This is a genomic window from Polaribacter uvawellassae (genome assembly GCF_039748955.1).
Lineage (GTDB): Bacteria > Bacteroidota > Bacteroidia > Flavobacteriales > Flavobacteriaceae > Polaribacter > Polaribacter uvawellassae.
On record NZ_JBDIZN010000001.1, the window covers coordinates 35927 to 57327 of the forward strand.

At 30.1% G+C, this 21401-nt stretch carries 18 protein-coding genes; 13 read left to right on the top strand and 5 right to left on the bottom strand.

Annotation, left to right across the window (positions count from 1 at the left end; all coding sequences use genetic code 11):
- Positions 1–2: 2 nt before the first annotated feature.
- The 3 genes from ABDX67_RS00165 (at position 3) to ABDX67_RS00175 (ending at position 5871) form a co-directional block, all read left to right on the top strand.
- Positions 3–857: a hypothetical protein gene (locus ABDX67_RS00165; protein WP_347172607.1), complete on the top strand. Its 855-nt coding sequence runs from the start codon at positions 3–5 to the stop codon at positions 855–857.
- Positions 858–1309: 452 nt separating this feature from the next.
- A complete protein-coding gene (locus tag ABDX67_RS00170) occupies positions 1310–5707 on the top strand; it encodes a LamG-like jellyroll fold domain-containing protein (RefSeq protein ID WP_347172608.1) in 4398 nt (1465 codons plus the stop codon).
- Complete coding sequence (locus ABDX67_RS00175; RefSeq protein ID WP_347172609.1) at positions 5707–5871, top strand: hypothetical protein; 165 nt, start codon at positions 5707–5709, stop codon at positions 5869–5871. The genes ABDX67_RS00170 and ABDX67_RS00175 overlap by 1 nt, the downstream gene beginning before the upstream one ends.
- A gap of 85 nt (positions 5872–5956) precedes the next feature.
- On the opposite strand, the gene ABDX67_RS00180 is transcribed toward ABDX67_RS00175, so the two are convergent.
- Entirely contained in the window at positions 5957–6454 is a 498-nt protein-coding gene (locus ABDX67_RS00180) for a retropepsin-like aspartic protease (protein ID WP_347172611.1), read from the bottom strand.
- Between the two features lie 139 nt (positions 6455–6593).
- Here ABDX67_RS00180 and ABDX67_RS00185 point away from each other — a divergent pair, with 139 nt between their 5' ends.
- From ABDX67_RS00185 to ABDX67_RS00215, 7 genes are all read left to right on the top strand, one after another.
- Positions 6594–7358, top strand: a complete 765-nt coding sequence (locus ABDX67_RS00185; RefSeq protein WP_347172613.1) for a TatD family hydrolase — start codon at positions 6594–6596, stop codon at positions 7356–7358.
- A 31-nt stretch (positions 7359–7389) separates the two neighbouring features.
- On the top strand, positions 7390–8439 hold the full coding sequence (locus tag ABDX67_RS00190) for a DNA cytosine methyltransferase (protein WP_347172615.1): 1050 nt from the start codon (positions 7390–7392) through the stop codon (positions 8437–8439).
- Positions 8436–9281, top strand: coding sequence for an NgoPII family restriction endonuclease (locus tag ABDX67_RS00195; RefSeq protein WP_347172617.1), 846 nt, complete (start codon positions 8436–8438; stop codon positions 9279–9281). Before ABDX67_RS00190 ends, ABDX67_RS00195 begins: the two co-directional genes overlap by 4 nt.
- Before the next feature lies 1 nt (position 9282).
- The gene (locus ABDX67_RS00200; RefSeq protein ID WP_347172619.1) at positions 9283–9801 is read left to right on the top strand and encodes a methylated-DNA--[protein]-cysteine S-methyltransferase; all 519 of its coding nucleotides are present in this window, start codon (positions 9283–9285) and stop codon (positions 9799–9801) included.
- 31 nt (positions 9802–9832) lie between these two features.
- On the top strand, positions 9833–13210 hold the full coding sequence (locus tag ABDX67_RS00205; protein ID WP_347172620.1) for a hypothetical protein: 3378 nt from the start codon (positions 9833–9835) through the stop codon (positions 13208–13210).
- 110 nt (positions 13211–13320) lie between these two features.
- The gene (locus tag ABDX67_RS00210; protein ID WP_347172621.1) at positions 13321–13821 is read left to right on the top strand and encodes a hypothetical protein; all 501 of its coding nucleotides are present in this window, start codon (positions 13321–13323) and stop codon (positions 13819–13821) included.
- A gap of 107 nt (positions 13822–13928) precedes the next feature.
- Positions 13929–14228 (top strand): hypothetical protein, encoded by a 300-nt coding sequence (locus ABDX67_RS00215; RefSeq protein ID WP_347172622.1) that lies wholly within the window; start codon positions 13929–13931, stop codon positions 14226–14228.
- A 99-nt stretch (positions 14229–14327) separates the two neighbouring features.
- Here ABDX67_RS00215 and ABDX67_RS00220 read toward each other — a convergent pair whose 3' ends face one another.
- Positions 14328–15869 carry a glycine--tRNA ligase gene (locus ABDX67_RS00220; RefSeq protein WP_347172623.1) on the bottom strand — a complete coding sequence of 514 codons (1542 nt, stop codon included), beginning with the start codon at positions 15867–15869 and terminating at the stop codon, positions 14328–14330.
- 45 nt (positions 15870–15914) lie between these two features.
- Entirely contained in the window at positions 15915–16478 is a 564-nt protein-coding gene (locus ABDX67_RS00225) for a class I SAM-dependent methyltransferase (RefSeq protein ID WP_347172625.1), read from the bottom strand.
- A 41-nt stretch (positions 16479–16519) separates the two neighbouring features.
- Between ABDX67_RS00225 and ABDX67_RS00230 the strand changes: the two genes are divergently transcribed.
- From ABDX67_RS00230 to ABDX67_RS00240, 3 genes are all read left to right on the top strand, one after another.
- Positions 16520–17206: a ComF family protein gene (locus ABDX67_RS00230; protein WP_347172627.1), complete on the top strand. Its 687-nt coding sequence runs from the start codon at positions 16520–16522 to the stop codon at positions 17204–17206.
- A 103-nt stretch (positions 17207–17309) separates the two neighbouring features.
- The gene (locus ABDX67_RS00235; RefSeq protein WP_347172629.1) at positions 17310–18878 is read left to right on the top strand and encodes an Ig-like domain-containing protein; all 1569 of its coding nucleotides are present in this window, start codon (positions 17310–17312) and stop codon (positions 18876–18878) included.
- Between the two features lie 65 nt (positions 18879–18943).
- Entirely contained in the window at positions 18944–19741 is a 798-nt protein-coding gene (locus ABDX67_RS00240) for a THC0290_0291 family protein (protein WP_347172630.1), read from the top strand.
- 30 nt (positions 19742–19771) lie between these two features.
- On the opposite strand, the gene ABDX67_RS00245 is transcribed toward ABDX67_RS00240, so the two are convergent.
- On the bottom strand, positions 19772–20923 hold the full coding sequence (locus tag ABDX67_RS00245) for a cystathionine gamma-synthase (RefSeq protein WP_347172632.1): 1152 nt from the start codon (positions 20921–20923) through the stop codon (positions 19772–19774).
- A 20-nt stretch (positions 20924–20943) separates the two neighbouring features.
- Complete coding sequence (locus tag ABDX67_RS00250; RefSeq protein ID WP_347172634.1) at positions 20944–21399, bottom strand: DinB family protein; 456 nt, start codon at positions 21397–21399, stop codon at positions 20944–20946.
- Between the last annotated feature and the right edge of the window lie 2 nt (positions 21400–21401).

The window sequence follows — 21401 nt, forward strand, 5'->3', positions numbered from 1 at the left end:
TAATGAAAAAATTAAAAGAATCAGATTTACAAATTGGTGATATCTTAATTTTTGAAGATTTTCATTTCAATCCTTTAACTTTTCTTGAAAAATGTAGAGATGGCAAAAAAGAAGCTTTCTATTATCTGTTACATTATTTAATTGCGTGGTTTGATCCAGGGAAAGAAGGTGAAAATTATCGGAATATTTATCATGCTGGTATATGGGGAAATGTAGACATACATCTTCATAACAAAGAAGCACATTCTTCATTTCAAGATTGTGTAGTACAAGCGGGAGGAAACGGAATCGGAATCGCTACATTAAATGACACTTTAGCGCACGAAGCTGTTATGAATGTGTATGTATGCAGATTAAAAAACAGGCCTGTTAATTTTCATCAAGAAATTAATCAATCTATCAGAAATTTTTATAAAACCAAAGGTCATTATTCTTTTGAAACTGCTTGGTTATTGGCTGCAATTTGCTCTTTGCGATATACAAAAGGCACATTACATAAATTGATTGCAGATTATTTTGGAAATGATCAAGCCAATTACATTGTTGAACAAATTTTATATCATATAAATGAATTTAACAACCTCAACCAAAAAGATATGGTTGCTTGTAGTCCTTTAGTAGCCATGATGTACAAAAATGCAGGGTATGAATTGGCAGTAAATGTATTTGAAGTCTTTAAAAATGATGAATTGACTCTGCCTAATTTCTCTTTAAACGAATTACACAAAAACTTTATTACAAATATGTCTTCTATTTCTGAAAATTGGCCTCCAATAAAAGAAACAGTTGTAACTCCAAGGCAATTATTAGAATCTCCTGATGTAGAATTAATAGGATACTTACCGCACACCAAATAAGCTTTTATGTAAAATTCACAAACTACCTTACTTAATATTTAAAAATATTGTTTTTTAAATAGTTTTTAAGCCTCTTTTCACAAAACCTAGTAAAAATAAGGGCCTAAAACTAAAAACTACCCAAAAGGATGGGATAAAAAACAGAATTCTTATTTAAAATTGCATCAAAATATCACAAGATGCATGCACACATACATAAAAAATCACTGTATTATTCTTTACAAGAAAACAAAGGAAAAATTAGACAAACTACCAAGTGGTTAATCTTTTTTTCTACGGTAATAAGTGTTGTTCTATTGACTCTTGCATTCTTATTTTTTGACGAAAAATACACATACATAATAGCACTAATTTCTGGGTATGTAATTTACTTAGGTTGTACCATTTTTAGTCTTTGGCATACTCATAAAAAAATTAAACAAAAAATAAAAAAGTTATAAAAATCCTACATTATGAAAAAAATAATACTCTTTGTTGTACTATTTTGCACGATAAGCTACTCTTTTTCACAAATCTCTGAAACAGAGCCTAATAATACTATTGACGCTTCTGGTGTGATTACCATAACTGAAGACGGTACATTTATTGGTTCTTTTAATCAATACGATATAGAATATTTTAAAATTAAAAGTCATGCTGTAGGAAACGTTACTTTTGATTGGATTTCAGCACCAGCAGGAAATGGACTTTATATTTATGAAGATGACGCTAATTATGGTTCTACTTATCTAACTAGAGCATTAAACCCAGGGCAAGTAACTGTAACATTAAATCCTAATAAGTATTATACTGTCCGACTTCATACTGGAACTGCAGCTGGCTCATGGAGCTTTTCTGTAAGTGGTTTAAAATTTGCACCTGTTATTTCAACTTCAACTGCAACAGCAATAACCAAAACTTCTACTATCATAGGTGGTAATATAACTTCTGATAATGGAAATGCAGTAACTGAACGAGGAATTATCTATTCAAATTCAGATAGTACTCCAGAAATAGGAGAGGCTGGAGTAACAAAAGAGGATGAAGGAGGTTTAGGTACAGGAGTATTTTCAGAAACTATTTCTGGATTAACAAAAAACACGCTCTATTACTACAGAGCCTATGCCATAAATGATAACGGCACAAGTTATGGAAACATAGAAAGTTTTATTACTTTAAACCCAATACCAATATTAACTACATCAGACGCAACATCTATTACCAAAACTACTGCAACTTTAGAAGGTAATATTACTTCAAACAATGGCAATGCAATTACAGAAAGAGGTATTATATATTCAACAACTGATACAACTCCAGAAATAGGAGAAACTGGCGTTATAAAAGAAACCATTGGCACAGGAACTGGTGTTTATTCAGAAAACATTACAGGTTTAACTGGAGAAACAACCTATTATTACAGAGCTTACGCTATTAATAGTGAAGGTACAGGTTATGGAGCCATTAAAAGTTTTACAACTCTAGGCGTTTCTGTTACTTCTATAGAAAGAGAAAATCCTTCTTTAGAAAATTTATATGAAAATACAGTAACTTATAAAGTTACGTTTAGCAAACCTGTTAAAGATGTAGATGTTTCAGACTTTACAACAAACTCTCTTGGAGCAACAATTAATACTATAAACCAAATATCAACTACAGTTTATGAAGTAACGCTAAATAATATTACTGCTATTGGAGATGTTTTTTTACAAATAAAAGGCATTGATGGTATTTCTGGTAGTAACAATATTAGTACACTAGCAGCCATAGCTACTCCAAATATTACTGTAAACCAAACTGCTACCAATGATTATTTGAATCAAGCTAAAATTGGGCAAACGTATACAGCTGGTATAAATGGTGTGCTAAAGAAAGTTACCTTTTATCCAAAGGATGGAAATCATACTTTTTCTGGCACAGCAGATTTAAAAATTTATTCAGGTAATGAAACCAATGGAGGTATAGAAATACATTCAGAATCTATAAACATCACAAACAGTACAGTTGCTACTGGTCAAGAATTTACATTGTCATCCACAGTAAATGTTTCGCAAGGCAGTATATATAGTGTAGTATTAACTAATTTTAGTGGCTCTGGAAGTCATGCTTTAAATTCAATTACTACTGATGTGTATGCAAATGGTCATGTAATTTTTACAGGAATGAACAATTCTTCTCATTTAAACTTTGATTTAAAAATTAAAATTGAAGAAGAAACAAACGCATTAGCTGGAGATATAACACTTTCTACTACTGCTCCAACTACGAATGAAAAATATAAAAAAACTGATTTACCTGCTATAGAAACTACCAATGCAACTAATGTAGCAAGTACTTCGGTAACATTAGCAGGTAACATTATTCATCAAGGAGAAAGTGCAGTTATAGAAAGAGGTGTTTTGTATTCTGCTACAGACACCAACCCAAAAATTGGGGACACAAATGTAACCAAAGATACTAATGGAGCAGGAACTGGAGTTTTTTCAGAAAACATTACTGGTTTAACTGCAACTACTGGTTATTTTTTTAGAGCTTATGCCACCAATAGCCAAGGAACTGCCTATGGAAATGTTAAAAGGTTTAACTTTAATCATTCTTTAAATTTTGATGGAATTAACGATAGGGTTGTAATCGAAGATAATACTGCTTTTAATTTTTCTTCAGGTTTTACTGCAGAAGCTTGGATAAACCCAGATGAATTAAGTACACAAACAATTATAAGTCAATATAGTGATAATCAAAAAGCTTTCGCTTGTATTTTATTAGCCTCTGGTAAAATAGAATTCTCAATAAGTCTTGGTGGAAGTTCAGAATATTATTTTGAATCTACAGATGCTATTTCAGCTGGACAGTGGTCTCATATAGCAGTCACATTCGATGGAGCGACTATGAAAACTTACATAAATGGTGTTGCTGCAGGTACAAAAACGGTTGGAGGAACTATGCATAATAGTACTGCAAATATAGAAATTGGAGCAAGAAATAATGCGTATTTTTTTAATGGAAACATAGACGAAGTTAGAATTTGGAATATCGCTTTATTAGAACATCATATAAATAGTAATAAAGATACTTCAATGCCTACTACCAATGTACTTATTGCCTCTTATAACATGAATCAAGGCATTGCATTTGGAGATAATACATCCATAACAACCTTAAAAAACAATGGTTCTAATATTCTAAATGGAACTCTAGAAAATTTTACAAAAACTGGTGAAACATCAAATTTTATTACAGGAGTTACAGGTGCATTTGGAAATGCAATCAGCAACAACACATTCTCAACTACTGGTAGTTGGTCTACAGCTAGCAATTGGAGTTTAGGAATTGTACCAACACAAATAGACAAAGCAATTATAGGTTCAGGGAAAACTGTAACCTTAGATGTTGATGATTTAAAAATTGATGATTTTGAATTAGAAAATGGAGCAGTACTTAATATCCCAAAAGACAAAGAAATCACCATACAAAACTCTTTTAATAGCAGTGGGACTTTAGAATTGTCATCCGATAAAACAAACAGTGGTGTTTTATTAGTAGAAGGCACAAGTACAGGAACTGTTACTTACAAACGTGGTGGTTTATTGGCTAATAAATGGAGTATTGTTACTCCGCCAGTTGCAGGGCAAAAGATAAAAGCATTTGCTGAAAATGTTGCCAATAACATTAGAAAAAGAACCGATGTTACGCCTAACAAGTACGCGATAAGTTATTATGATGATTCGCAACCTAGCGGACAAAAATGGGTGTATTATTTTGCAGATATGGATGAAAATTTAGAGTTTGAAGTTGGTAAAAGCTACGCCATTTCTAGAGCAACAGATGGTGAAATATCATTTACTGGAACTTTAACAACCGATACAACAACTAAAACTGTTACAACTAACCAATGGAATGCTATTGGAAATCCGTTTACAACATATTTCCCAGCAAATAAAAACGGTTCAAATAGTTTTTTAAATGACAATTTAACCGCTTTAGATGACACGTATCAAAGTATCTACGTGTGGGATAATGCACAAAATAAATATGTAGTTGTTTCTGAAGTTGATGACGCCAATCGTACTCTAACTCCGGGACAAGGTTTCTTTGTAAAACTTAAAAACGGGCAAACAAATATAACGTTTAACGAAGAAAAAAGAAGTATTAAACCGGTCGCAGGAAATAACCTTTTTGAGAAGACAAAAAACACAACACCAACTATAAATTTAAAATTAAGTGATGGAAATCACACTGTAAATACTGCTATCAAATACTTTGACAATACAACAACTGGTTTTGACAAAGGATATGATATTGGTAACTTTAATAGTGATGGTTTAGATGTTTTTACTCGTTTGGTTGATGGTAGTCATAATACAAACTTTACCATTCAATCGTTACCAAAAGATGATTATGAAAACATGGTTATCCCAATCGGAATTAATGCAAAAGCAAATAGCGAAATAACTTTTTCATTAACGAAAGAAAACATTCCAGATATGTATCATGTGTTTTTAGAAGACAACGTCTTAAAAACATTTCATCAATTAGATAAAGAAAATGCCACTTACAAAATATCAATCTCAGAAGACACAAATACTGCTGAACGTTTTTCTGTTCATATAACAACTCAAGTTTTATCTTTAGAAAAACTACACCAAAATAATCTTAACGTTTATTTATCCAACAAAAGAACGTTATCTATTACAGGATTAAACAACCAAAAAGCAACTATAAAAATAATTTCAATATTAGGAAAAGAGTTGCTAAACAAAACCATACATAATACTACTTTACAAATTCCGGATGCTTTAAAAGCAGGGATTTATATTGTAAAAATCGCATCTAATAAAGGAAATATTACTAAAAAAATAATTTTAGAATAATGGAAAATAAAAAACAACAATCAGAAAACATTACTCGCAAAGAAGCTATTCAAAAAATTGGTTACTACGGAAAATATGCCGCTTTAACTGCTATAGGAACTTATATATTATTAAATCCTAAAACCGCTCAAGCTAGAAGTCCTGAAGTTCCTGATGGGTTTTAATAAAAAAAACAAATAATGAGATTTCTTTTTGGGGAAAGGGAGTCTATTTAAAAGGCTTACAAATTTTTGTGAGCCTTTTTTTATTTTAAAACGGAAGTGCTGTTTTATCTTCTGTAAACACTGTTTTATTTTTAAAAATAGGATCTTTTTTTAAATATAAATCCAAGGTTTTATAATCAATAATTGCCTTGCCCATTTCTAAAATATCAGCACCAATAATTCCATGAACTTCTTTTGCGTGATGCTGCGTTAAAGCGGTATTTACATGAGTCATATCAAACAGTACTAAATGGCTTTCATTGGTTTTCCATTTTCCAATTTGCAAGGTATTATCGGTAGATTTTTGAGTTTCCATATCGGTTGCTCCTGCTCCAGCTGCTTTTGTTTCTGACTCTTCTGCATGCAACTTAAAATATTCTATTAAATCTACTCCAACACAAGAGTTTGATGCGCCAGTATCAAGAATAAACCGTCCTTTAACTCCGTTTATTTTGGCTTTTAATTCTAAGTGATTTGTCGCAATTCTTATCAACTTCACTTTTATATATTTCTTTTTTTGCAATACTTTTTTAAGACTTGGCATTTAACAGTACTTTTGTTTTTGCTAAAATACATTTTTACAAAAGAAACTCATCTTTTTTTGATATGAGTTGTCAGGTTGAGCGGAGTCGAGACCTATTTAATAAATAAAACCTCTCGAATCCGCTCGAGGAGACAAAATTATGATAACCGATACACACACACATTTATACTCAACGCAATTTGATGAAGACAGAAATGAAATGATGCAACGAGCAAAAGACGCTGGAGTTTCTCGTTTTTTTATTCCTGCAATTGATTCTTCTAACATAGAAAGCATGTTTAAATTAGAAGCTGAATATCCTAATGATGTTTTTTTGATGATGGGTTTGCATCCAACTTCTGTAAAAGAAAATTACAAAGAAGAATTAGCGCACGTAAAAAAATGGATTGATCAACGTAATTTTTATGCCATTGGAGAAATCGGAATAGATTTGTATTGGGATAAGAGCTATTTAGCACAACAACAAGAAGCTTTTAGAACACAAATTCAGTGGGCTAAAGAGAAAAAACTACCCATTGTAATTCATTGTAGAGATGCTTTTGATGAAATATTTGAAGTGTTAGAAATGGAAAAAAGTGATGATTTATTCGGAATTTTTCATTGTTTTACTGGAACTTTAGAACAAGCAAAAAAAGCCATTTCTTACAATATGAAATTAGGAATTGGCGGTGTTGCAACGTTTAAAAATGGGAAAATAGATCAGTTTCTACATCAAATTGACATCAAACATATTGTACTAGAAACAGACTCGCCTTATTTAGCACCAACGCCTTTTAGAGGAAAACGAAATGAAAGTAGTTACATAACACAAGTTGTAGAAAAATTAGTGGCTATTTATGAAATCTCTTTCGAAGAAATTGCCGAAATTACAACTGAAAATTCAAAAGACATTTTTGGAATATAATTAGTAAATTTAAACATTAAAAATTTCTTTTATGAAAATAGTATCTTTTTTCGCAGGAGCTGGTGGACTTGATTTAGGTTTCCAGAAAGCAGGTTTCAATGTTGTTTGGGCAAATGAATATGACAAAGAAATTTGGGAAACCTATGAAAAAAATCATCCAAATACGATTCTTGACAAAAGAAGTATCGTTAATATTCCTGCTGATGAAGTACCAGAATGTGATGGAATAATTGGTGGACCACCTTGTCAAAGTTGGAGTGAAGCTGGAGCTGCAAGAGGAATAAAGGACAAAAGAGGTCAATTATTTTATGATTTTATCAGAATATTAGAAGCAAAACAACCAAAATTCTTTTTAGCAGAAAATGTTAGTGGAATGCTAATTAATAAACATAGTGAAGCTTTAGAAGGAATAAAAGAACTTTTTAGAAACGCAGGAATTGGATACGAACTTTCTTTTCAAATGCTAAATGCATCAGATTATAATGTTCCTCAAGACAGAAAAAGAGTGTTCTTTATTGGAATTAGAAAAGACTTAAATTTTAAATATCAGTTCCCAACAGAAACTTTTCCTAAAATAACATTGGAAACTGCAATCTCTGATTTGAAAGAAGGTGTTTTACCCGCACTTGAATACAACAATACAAATGGAGATAATTGTGTTGTTCCAAATCATGAATATATGATTGGGAGTTTTTCATCGATATTTATGTCAAGAAATCGTGTAAGAAGTTGGGATGAGCAATCTTATACAATTCAAGCTGGCGGAAGACATGCACCAATTCATCCACAAGCGCCAAAAATGAAATTCATTGAGCAAAACATTCGTGTTTTCGTTCCTGGAAAAGAACATTTATATAGACGATTAAGCATTAGAGAATGTGCAAGAATTCAAACATTTCCAAATGACTTTATTTTTCATTATAAAAAAGTCGCAGCAGGTTATAAAATGATTGGAAATGCTGTTCCTGTTAATTTAGCAAAATTTTTAGCTAAAAGTATTATGCAACAGGTAAAGGCAAACGAAATTTCAATAAAGAAAGTTAAACAAGCTGAAAATGTAAAAGAAATAATTGCAGTATGACAAATATTTTAGAAGCGATAATTAATATCTCACAATTAGAAGAATTAACAGTTAAAGATATAGCTTTTGGCAATAATAGAGCCACAAGTGTTGGTGATGGTTTAGAATCATTTGTAAAAGATGCATTTACAAATACCTTTAATGAGCTTGATAAAAAAATAAAACTTGATAAATATAAAAACGCTTTTTCCTATCAAGGTAGCTCTCGAACTCCACCAGATTTAATGCTTAAAAATGGTGACGCTATTGAAGTTAAAAAAACAGAGTCTTTAACTTCTGAATTACAACTTAATAGTTCACATCCAAAATCCAAATTATTATCAACAAGTTCTCTTATCAATAAACATTGTAAAACTTGTGAGGTTTGGACTGAAAAGGACTTTATTTACACAATTGGTCACGTACCAAAAGGTTCTAAAATATTATCCTCACTTTGGTTTATTGATGGTTCAATTTATGCAGCAGACGAAGATGTTTATCTTTCTTTAAAAAAAACATTAACTAATAATATTGAAGCAGCTCCTAATATTGATTTTTCACCAACAAAAGAAATTGGTAGAGTAAATTCTGTTGATCCATTAAAAATAACAAACTTAAGAATTAGAGGAATGTGGTTATTACTACCACCTTATAAAGTTTTTGATTATGTTCATGGTTATGATTCAAATAAAAAATTTCAATGTATTACTATTCTTCCTATACTTAAATACAACTCTTTCCCTGAAAAAAGTAAAAATAAGTTAGAAGCTATAAAAACTATTTCTACAACAAATATTGAGGTTCAAGACCCAAATAATCCAGTAAATATGATCGATTGTAAATTGATTAAATTTACCCTATAGTTTGAACTTACAAACAACATATTATAAAACTCCCATCGGAACTGCAAAAATTGTTGGAGACAAAAACGGAATTCAATCTATTTCTGTTTTAGATGACAACTTCTCGACAGAGCTTGTCTTGAGCGAAGTCGAAAGGCTCGAAGTGACAAAGACAAAGATTCCTATTTGCTTAAAAGAATGTATTTCTCAATTAGAGGAATATTTTGCAGGAACAAGAACTGAATTCAATTTAAAGTTAAATCCAAAAGGAACTGAATTTCAACAAAAAGTTTGGAAAGAACTTTTAAATATTCCTTACAATTCTACAAGAACCTATTTAGAACAAACCAAAGCAATTGGCGATGTAAAAGCTATCAGAGCTGTTGCATCAGCAAATGGTAAAAACCCAATTTGGATTGTAATTCCGTGTCATAGAGTTATTGGATCTGACGGTTCTTTAACTGGTTATGCTGGCGGAATCTGGCGTAAAAAATGGTTATTAGCTCACGAAAATCCTGTAAAGCAACAGTCGTTGTTTTAAACTATTTTTACATTTAGAACGTTAATCTATTATGATTAAAAAAATCTTTTTTATCATTTTTGTTTGTATAGGTTTTTCAATCTATGCGCAAACTGGTTCTACAGATTTTAGAACTAAGAATTTTACGTTGGTAAAAGATACTGTTCAAATAGATTCTGTGAGTATTAATTCGCAATTATTTAAAGTGTTTTCTCAAAATAAAAAACTAATTTTTCCTTTAGAATATCAAGTAGATTTTATAAAAGCACAGCTAATAATTGATGCAAAAAAGTATCCTTTTATTACTGTAGAATATTTCCGATTTCCAGATTTTATCACCAAAACCTATCAAAAATATAATGACAACATAATTGTTCCAAATACCAACAATACACAACAATTATACAGTTTAACAACCAATAAAAATCAGCAAAGAAAAGAGCTTTTTAATAATCTAGAAACTTCTGGAAACATTACACGAGGTTTAACAATTGGCAACAATCAAAACTCGGTTGTGAACTCCTCTTTAGATTTAACGATTAAAGGAAATTTATCAAAAGACGTTACTATAAAAGCCAATATTTTTGATACTAATATTCCGTTACAAAACAACGGATATTCTCAAAACATCACCGATTTCGATCGTATTTTTATTGAGTTTGAACACAAAAATTGGCGTGTAAAAGCAGGAGATTTAGATTTAACAAATTCCGACAGTTACTTTATGCCTTTTTCTAAAAAAGTTGCAGGTTTAGAAGTGGAGGCAAAACTAAATGACAATCTAAATGTACTTGCTTCAGGAGCAGTTGTAAGAGGTAAGTTTACCAGTTTTAAATTTGTTGGTAAAGAAGGAAATCAAGGTCCGTATAAAATTATTGGCCCAAACAACGAAGCGTTTATTATAATCGTTGCCGGAAGCGATGCTTTGTATGCAAACGGCGTTTTGTTAAACAGAGGAGAAAACAAAGATTACACCATCGATTATAACAATTCAGAAATACGCTTTAACACTACTTTTCCGGTTACAAATGACATTCGTTTTCATTTAGATTATCAGTATTCTAACAGAAATTATACACGTTTTGTAACCTATGAAAAAGCAAAATATGTTGGAGAAAAATTTACTATAAACGGAATCTTTTATAACGAAAATGATGCAAAAAATCAGCCAATACAGCAAAACTTATCGGAAGCACAAAAGCAGATTTTAGCAAATGCTGGTAATGATGAATCTAAAATGTTTGCAAATAGCGCTTATGAAGATGTGTATTCTGAAAACAGAATTTTGTACAAAAAAGTAACAAACGGATTTACTGAAAACTTTGAATATTCAACAAATGCGACAGATCAATTATACAATGTTACTTTTACGTTTGTTGGCGCAAATAAAGGAGATTACACGTTAGATAAAACTATCGCAATTGGAAATATTTACAAATATGTTGGAATCAATTTAGGGAATTATCAACCAATTATAAGATTAGCTGCGCCATCAAAATCGCAAGTTGCAGTTGTAAACACAACCTTAAATCCGACTAAGAAAACAAGTTTCTTTGGCGAAATTGCTTTGAGTAATAATGATGCAAATTTATTTTCTACAATCGATGATTCTGAAAATAAAGGGTTGGCTGCAAAACTAAAATGGCAACAACTCTTTGTTGATAAAAAATGGAAATTTTCAACTGCTATTGATTACAGTTTTATTCATCAAAATTTTGCGACCGAACAACGTTTTGATGCTGTTGAATTTTTACGTGATTGGAATATTGTAAATCCGTTAGGAAATAGAAATCAAATTAGCACACAACTTATTTTAGACAACAAACAGAACTCTAAATACGTGTATGGATTTAACCTGATTAATTTTACTGAAAATTACAACGGAATTAAACACGATTTTAACAGCCAAACAAACATAAAAAACACAAAATTTAGTTCGTTTGTTAGTTTATTAAACAGTTCTTCAATCATAGAAAAAAATAAGTTTTTAAGAGCAAAAGGAAAAATAGAACATTCTTTTTCGAGTTCTTGGCTTGGTGGTTTTATAAATCTTGAAACCAATAAAACCGAATCAAAAAGCAATCAACAAGCAAGCAAATTAAGTCATCAATTTAAAGAATACGAGACCTTTATTGGTTTAGGAGATTCTGCAAAAGTGTACACCAAAATTGGTTTTAATTTTAGGCAAAATGATAGTATTAAAAACAACGTTTTTACAGAAGTAAATTCACGAAAAACATATTATATAAATAGTAGAGTTTTACAAAATAATATTAGTAATTTATCGATTTTTGCTAATTATAGAATTACAAATAATGCTTTTGCTGCTGATGAAAAAGCACTGAATTCTAAAATAGTTTACGGACAAAAACTCTTTAACAATTTTATCAATTTTAATACTGTTTACGAAACTTCTTCGGGCAATATACCGCAACAAGAATATGTATATATTAAAACTGAACCCGGACAAGGCTATTATACTTGGATTGATTATAACAACAACGGAATTAAAGAGTTTAACGAGTTTGAAATTGCTATTTATAAAGATCAAGCAGCATATTTGCGTGTTGCTTTGCCAAACATCACTTTTATAAATACACAACGTGCAAAATGGCAACAAGTTTTTACGATTAATCCATCTCAATGGGCAAATAAAAGCGGCGTTAAAAAAGTACTTTCTCACTTTTACAATCAAACCAATTTTTTGATTGATAACGAACAAAAAAGAACTGATAATTCTTTTAATTTGAATCCGTTTGATTTGGATGAATCAAAATTATTAGGATTGAATTTTAGTTTTAGAAACAGTTTGTATTTAAACAAAAATCTACAGAAATATAGTCTTATTTTTACCTACGGAACTTCTAAAAATAAACATTTATACAACATTGGTAATCAAGAAAACAACACCAAATTGCATCAATTAGAATTTACACATAAATTAGCTGCTTTTTGGCTTTTTGATTTAAAAACAAACACATCAAAAGACGAAGTTATTACAGAAAATTTTACCAATCAAAATTACAGAATCAACGCTTACGAAATCGCTCCAAAATTTACTTTTGAATATAATAAAAATCATCAATTCTCGTTCTTTTACAATTATAAGAACAAAGAAAATAACGTTGGTAGTTTAGAAACTTTACAGCAACAAAAATTAGGAAGTTCATACTATTACAAATCAACAAAAAATGTATTGATTAGAGCAGAAATCAATTTGTTCCATAATAATTTTATGGGAAATCAAAACAGTCCAGTTGCATATCAAATGTTAGAAGGTTTACAAGCTGGCAGAAATTACACATGGTCGTTAATTTATCAACAAAAAATAAATTCTTTTATTAATTTAAACTTTAATTATTTAGGAAGAAAAGGAGAAAATTCGACCACTTTGCACAACGGATCAATTCAGTTACGAGCCGATTTTTAAGCTTTAGAAGGTTCTAATTATTAAAAAATAACATTAGATTTGTAGTAGCATATAATTGTAACAACTTATTTGCGTTATATTACAAACAATACTAATATTAAAACCAAAAGATGAAAAAGCTTTTTATCGTTATTGCCATTTTATCGGCATCTTTTACACAAGCACAACAAGAAATTAAATTAGACATTTTTGATGCATTAGTTTTAAAAACTATCGAAGTTTCTTACGAGAAATACATAGATGAAACTTCATCATTTGGAGTTTCTGCCTTAATTAATTTTGAGAAAAATAGCGCAGATTTTAAATACAACGAACAAAGATCGTTAACTCCATATTTTCGTCATTATTTTACTTCTGATAGCAATTGGAATTTCTTCGGAGAAGGTTTTTTTAGCTTAAATTTTGGAGAAAAAGAAAACTTAATGATTGGTGGCCCAGCAACGTATGAAGATTATACCGATGGTGCTTTAGGTGTAGCTGTTGGATTAAAATATGTTTCTGAAGGCGGATTTACAGTTGATGTTTATGGTGGAGCTGGACGAAATTTATTTAGCGAAAACTCACCAATAGTTGTTCCTAGAACTGGCGTAAATATTGGTTGGAGATTTTAAAAAATCATATTTAAAAACAATGAAAGAGCCTAAAATTATAATTTTAGGCTCTTTTTTTTTTATCTTTAAAGAATATAACTTGTATAATAAACTAAACGTGCTTTTTAATGTTAGGAGTTGGATCTGCTGTTCAATCAATGAAAAATTCCTTGAAAAATAATTCAAGAAAAAAAGAGCGCATAAAATTTTTTAATAGGAACAGAAAAATTTTCAATAAGAAAAGAGTTAGTAAAAATATAATTATTGATAAAGAAGCATCTCCTGAATTAATTAAAAGTATTAAATTAAAAATCAAAACTGATAGAAAAAGAGAAAGAATAATTAATATTATTATAGCTTTTTTTTCATTTATTATAGCAATGTTAATTTTAAGATATTTTATTATTTCAATTAAAGAAATACTATAGAATTAAAAAACCACATCATTTACTGAAATAAATTCAGCATATAGATGTGGTTTTTTGTTTATTATTGAGATACTGAAACAAGTTCAGCATAATTAGTGTTTACATTTTTTGCAACCAAGTTTTTACGTCAACTTCTGCTTTAATAATCTCTTTTAAATCAGCAATTGCTACACGCTTTTGTTCCATCGTATCTCTATGTCTAATGGTTACACAATTATCTTCTAAGGTATCGTGATCTACCGTAATACAAAATGGCGTACCGTTTGCATCTTGTCTTCTATAACGTTTTCCAACAGCATCTTTTTCATCATAAAAAACATTGAAATCCCACTTTAAGTCGTTCATGATTTCTTTTGCTACTTCTGGTAAACCATCTTTTTTAACCAACGGTAAAACCGCTGCTTTAAAAGGCGCTAAAACTGCTGGTAATTTCAACACAGTTCTTGTGGTTCCGTTTTCTAATTCTTCTTCCTGTAACGCATTAGAAAACACTGCTAAAAACATTCTATCTAATCCAATAGAAGTTTCTACAACATAAGGTACATAGCTTTTATTTTCTTCGTGATCAAAATATTGTAATTTCTTTCCAGAAAATTCTTCGTGTGCTTTTAAATCGAAATCTGTTCTAGAATGAATTCCTTCTAATTCTTTAAATCCGAACGGAAATTTAAACTCAATATCTGCCGCTGCATCTGCATAATGCGCTAATTTATCATGATCGTGAAAACGGTAATTTTCTGCGCCCATTCCTAAAGATAAATGCCATTTCATTCTGGTTTCTTTCCAGTTTTCGTACCATTCTTTTTGAGTTCCTGGCTTTACAAAAAATTGCATTTCCATTTGTTCAAATTCCCGCATTCTAAAAATAAACTGTCTTGCAACAATTTCGTTTCTAAATGCTTTTCCGGTTTGTGCAATTCCAAACGGAATCTTCATTCGACCTGTTTTTTGCACATTTAAGAAGTTTACAAAAATTCCTTGAGCTGTTTCTGGACGTAAATAAACTTGTGTAGAGCTTTCTGCCGAAGCACCAATTTGAGTTCCAAACATTAAATTAAACTGCTTTACTTCTGTCCAATTTTTAGAACCAGAAGCTGGACAAGCAATTCCTAAATCGATAATCAATTGTCTAAAACCAACTAAATCACTTTCTTCTTGAACGCGAGTCAATTCAACCGTAATTTCATCCATTTGTTTCTGACGACGCAACACATTTGCATTGGTAGCTCTAAACTCAACTTCATCAAAAGCATCTCCAAAACGTTTTTTTGCTTTGGCAATGTCTTTATCAATTTTCTCGTTGATTTTTTCTCTAAAATCTTCTACTAGAACATCAGCTCTATAACGTTTTTTAGAATCTTTATTATCAATTAATGGATCGTTAAAAGCATCTACATGTCCTGAAGCTTTCCAAGTTGTTGGATGCATTAAAATTGCGGCATCAATACCCACAATATTTTCGTGCATTTGCACCATTGCTTTCCACCAATAATCTCTAATATTTTTCTTTAACTCAACTCCGTTTTGAGCGTAATCATACACAGCGCTTAATCCGTCATAAATTTCTGAGGATTGAAATACGTAACCGTATTCTTTAGCGTGCGATAATACTTTTTTAAATTGATCTTCTTGTTTTGCCATAATGAGTGCAAAGATACAGTAATCTAAAAAGTTAACAAGAAAAAATTAATGCTCTTTTTTGCATCGATATACAAATGCTGGCGGGAAATTTAACAGTTCAAAATCTAAAGATATTTTTTCTTTAAAAACAGTTTTTAGCTTTTTATAATAGGTTAAACTATATTGATATTGAATAAAAGTTCCGTCTTTATGCAAGGTGTTTAAAGCGTTTTCTAAAATAGCGCTAGAAATTGTATTCGGAATAATTGTAAGCGGTAAACTTGAAACAATATGACAGGCTTTTGAAAAACCTAATTTTTCCATTTCTGGTTGAATTTCTTCTGCAGATGCTTTTAAAACTGTTAACTGTGGATGGTTTATTTTTTTTAAATTTTCGTAAAAAACATCATTTACTTCAAAGCAAATTAAATGTGAATTTGGTTGTAAATTTTTTAATATTTGATTTGTAATAACGCCGTTTCCAGGACCTAACTCTACCAACACTTTACAAGAAGAAAAATCGATTTCTTTTAACATTTTTTGAGCTAAAAAACGAGAACTTGGAGTTACAGTTCCAGAAGTTTTTAAGTTCTTAACCGCTACTTTAAAAAAGTCAATTTTTTTTCCCACTAATTTGTTTTTTAGTATCTTAACTTTAAAAAGCTAAGAAAATGAAATGGTTACATGATATTTTACATTTATTTTTTCCGAAGATATGTATTACTTGCGAATCTAAGTTGTTACAATCCGAAAAAATAATCTGTACACTTTGTAGACATGATTTACCAATAATTTGTTACAAAGATTATAAAGATAATAAAATTACGAAAGCTTTTTACGGAAGAATTCCGATAGAAAAAGCAAACTCATTTTTATTTTACAGAAAAGACGGAAAAACAAAAGATTTAATTCATGCATTAAAGTACAAAGGCAATCAAGAAGTTGGTACTTTTATTGGCGATTGGCTTGGAAACATCATAAAAAACTCTAATGAATTTACAGATATTGATTGTATTATTCCTGTGCCGTTACATCCAAAAAAACAAAAAAAACGCGGATATAATCAGTTAACAACTTTTGGGTTAACTTTATCAAAACATATAGAAAAACCATATGTAGAAGATGTTTTAATTAGAACTTCAACATCAAAAACGCAAACTTTTAAACAGCGTTTCGAAAGATTTAGCAATAATGACACAAAGTTTAGTGTACCCAATTTATCAACCTTAAAAAACAAACACGTCTTATTAATTGACGACGTTATTACAACCGGCGCAACATTAGAATCTTGTTGTAAAGAATTATTAAATGCAGAAAACATTAAAATTAGTATTGTAACAATGGCATACACAGAATAATTTAACTAAAAAATGAATCATTTTACAGTAAAAAAATTGTTATTTTGCGGTAAAATTAAAGCAACTGAAATCTTTTTTAAAACATATTATTTTTGTTTTTGCTGTGGTACTTTTAACAAGTAATTGCGCAAAAAAAGGAAGACCAAATGGCGGACTAAAAGATAGTTTAGCTCCAGTTATGGTAACTGCAAATCCGCCTTATAAAAGCGTACAATTTAACAGTAAAAAAATTAAACTTTCGTTTGATGAATATATTACGTTAAAAAACATCAATCAGCAATTGGTAATTTCTCCGCCGTTAAAATATTTTCCAACTATTAGCCCACAAGGATCGCCAAGTAAAGAAATCACGATTAAATTAACAGATACTTTAAAAGAAAACACAACCTATATTTTTAATTTCGGAAATAGTATTGAAGATAATAATGAAGGCAATATTTTAAAGAGTTTTAACTACATTTTTTCTACTGGTAATTATGTAGATTCTTTAAAAACAAAAGGGCTTATTAAAGACGCATTTAATAATAAATTTGATAAAGATATTAGTGTTTTATTGTTTAAAGTTGATACTTCATTTACAGATTCTATTATCTACAAACAAAAACCAAACTACATTACAAACGCAATAGACTCTTTGTTTAAAATTACAAATATTAAAGAAGGAAAATATCTTTTGGTTGCGTTAAAAGATGTATCTAACAACTATACTTTTAACCCTAAAGAAGATAAAATTGGTTTTTATAATCGATTTATAGAATTACCTAAAGATAGTATTATTGATGAACCTTTATCGCTTTTTAAAGAAATTCCATCTTTCAAAATAATCTCTGCAAAAGAAACATCAAAAGGGAAAATTATTTTTGATTTTGAAGGCGAAAGAGAAAACATTAACATTGATGTTTTAACTAAAGTTTCGGCAAACTTTAGAAGTAAATCTAGATTAGACAATGTAAATGATAGTCTTTATTTTTGGCACTCAAAAATTGAAAAAGATTCACTAGTTTTTAAAGTTAAAAAAGATGATTATATTGATACGTTAACTGTTTTTCTAAGAAAAAAAGTATTGGATTCTTTAAAAATCAATTCTAATATTACAAGAACTTTAGATTTAAAAGATACGTTAACCTTAACAAGTAATAATCCTGTTATAAAAATAGACACAACTAAAATTATCTTTTTTGACAAGGATTCTCTAGCTGTTTCCTATCAACATGTTTTGAAAAAATCCACAAATAAAATACAGTTTTTATTTGATAAAAAATTCAACACAAATTACAAATTAATGCTTTTACCTAAGGCATTGACAGATATTTTTGAAACTCAAAACGATACTTTAAACTATAATTTTAGTACAAAAGAGCCTGAAGATTACGGAAGCATTTCTTTACTAATTAACAAGAATTCATCATCGCCAGTAATTGTTGAATTGTTGACTGAAAAAGACAAAAAGGTGATTCAACAAAATTACGTTACAAATAATAAAAATGTCAAATTTGAACTGCTTCCGCCAGGAAATTATATAGTACGAGCAATTCTAGATACAAACAAAAATAAAAAGTGGGATACTGGGAATTATTTGAATAAAGAACTTCCAGAAAAAGTATTATATTTGCCAATAACATTTAATGTGAAGTCTAATTGGAATTTTTCTGAAGTTTTCACAATAAATTAATAACATTTGAGTTATTGTTTATTCCCTCGATTTGATATATTTGTAAACTTATAAAACTATTTCTTTTGAGGAAACCCCTAAAAATAATATTTTTTCTCTCAATAGCTTTATCTGCAAATGCCCAACATCTCACACACGACGTTGGTTTCTTTGTTGGTACCGCTACTGTACAAACTGACTATGGCCAAAGAGGAGACTTTTTAAGCAGTTATGGTAATAGCTCTTTATCTATAAGCTTTATTCATTATCTACATTTCTTTAATACAAATACACGTTGGAATGCTGAAAATGATATTACCAACCATTTGATGGTAAAAACAGAATTCAACATCATGGCTAAAGAAGATTTTCAACACCATGGCATTTATGCCCAAGGAAATTCAATCTCAGCTATACAATTAAGAGCCATGAAAGGGTCAATTTCTATGCTAAATTTTGGTGTTCAAGCTGAATATTATTTTAAAGATTTAAGAGAATTTATGTTTCCTTATTCTGAAATGAAATGGAACCCATATGTAAGTCTTGGTTTTAAATATTCTACTTATAAAAACACATTAACTTCTGACTTAGGAGATTGGAGAACAGATATTACTGTTTTACCTACAAAGTATAGAGTTCCAGGTAATATAGCTGTTGGAAATGGAGGTACTTTTTCCTTTATATTAGGAGCAGGGACTCGTTACAAATTATCTGAAAAATTTGATTTAGCTGCCAACTTTAATTGGCAATATTTTTTCTCTGATGCTGTAGATGGCTTACAAGCAGATGTAATAGAAAACAAAAATAATGAATGGCTAATTCATGTTCAAGTTGGAATTATATATCACTTAAATTTTGCTGGAGGAATCTTTTGTAAAAGATAAAAGAATCGAATAAAATTTATCCGATTCTTTTTATGATTGACCTAAAGCCTGTTCTAAATCTTCTAACAAATCGTCAATATCTTCAATCCCTACACTTAAACGAATTAACGAATCTGTAATTCCGATTTTTAAACGTTCTTCTTCAGGAATACTTCCGTGTGTCATTGTTGTTGGATGATTTACCAAACTTTCTACTCCACCTAAAGACTCTGCTAACGTAAATATTTTTGTGTTTTCTAAAAATGTAAATGTAGCTTTCTGAGTTTCATCTTTTAACTTAAAAGAAACCATTCCGCCAAAATCTTTCATTTGTTTTTTTGCAATTTTATAACTCGGATGATTTTTTAAACCAGGAAAATATACTTCCTTAACCTTTGGATGCTTTACTAAATAAGCTGCAACTGCTCTTCCGTTTTCACAATGACGTTGCATTCTAATGTGTAAAGTTTTAATTCCTCGAAGTGCTAAAAAAGAATCCATTGGGCCAGCTATTGCACCAGCCGCAAACTGAATAAAATGTAATTCTTCTGCTAATTTTTCATCGTTAACCATTAAAGCACCCATTACCAAATCTGAATGTCCGCCTAAATATTTTGTTGCAGAATGCATTACAATATCTACACCTAAATTTAGTGGTTGTTGTAAATACGGAGTTGCAAAAGTATTATCAACTCCAATTAAAATATTGGAATTTACTGCCTTAACTGCTTTTGTAATTTCTTCTATATCTGCAATCTTCATTAACGGATTTGTAGGTGTTTCAATCCAAATTAGTTTTGTGTTTTCTGTAATTGCATTTGTAACATTCTCAACAGAATTCATATCAACATAAGAAAATTTCAATCCTTGTTTTTCAAACATTCTTGTAAATATTCTATACGTTCCACCGTACAAATCATCGCCTGCAATAACTTCATCGCCAGAATTGAAAGTTCTTAAAACACAATCAATTGCAGCTAATCCAGAAGAAAAAGCCAAACCGTGTGTTCCGTTTTCTAATGCCGCAAAACTATTTTCTAAGGCTGTTCTTGTTGGGTTTGCAGTTCTAGAATATGCATAACCTTTGTGTTTTCCAGGACTTGATTGCGCATACGTTGAAGTTTGATAAATTGGCGGCATTACTGCTCCTGTTGAAGGATCGTTTTGTTGACCGCCATGAATTGTTTTTGTGTTAAATTTCATCTGTAAAATATCTGAATTATTTACACTAATTTTTTTATTGATCTAATGACTCCTAAATGCATTCCTTCGTGAAAATTATTAAAAGCAATGGCAGTTTCTAAAGAATCTAACACAAAACCTGTACTTGTTTCATAAACTTCATAATCTTCAAAAATCCCTGCTTCGTAATCTTCTATCAAAGTTTCTGGCAAAGCAATTAACAACTCTTTAACCTCATCAAATTCTTCGTTATTAAATTCTCTTTCAGGAAAAGTTCCTTTTCTAAAACTTGCTATTAAATCATCCGGAACTAAACAATTAACACCAGATAATTTATAATGCAACAATTGCTGTGTAACAACCAAATGTGCTACATTCCAAGCAATATTATTTTTAAACCCTTTTGGAATTACATGTAATTGTTCAATCGTTAAATCGTCAATTAATTTTATTACAAGTTCTCTAGATTTGATTAATATTTCGAATTGTGTTTTCATTT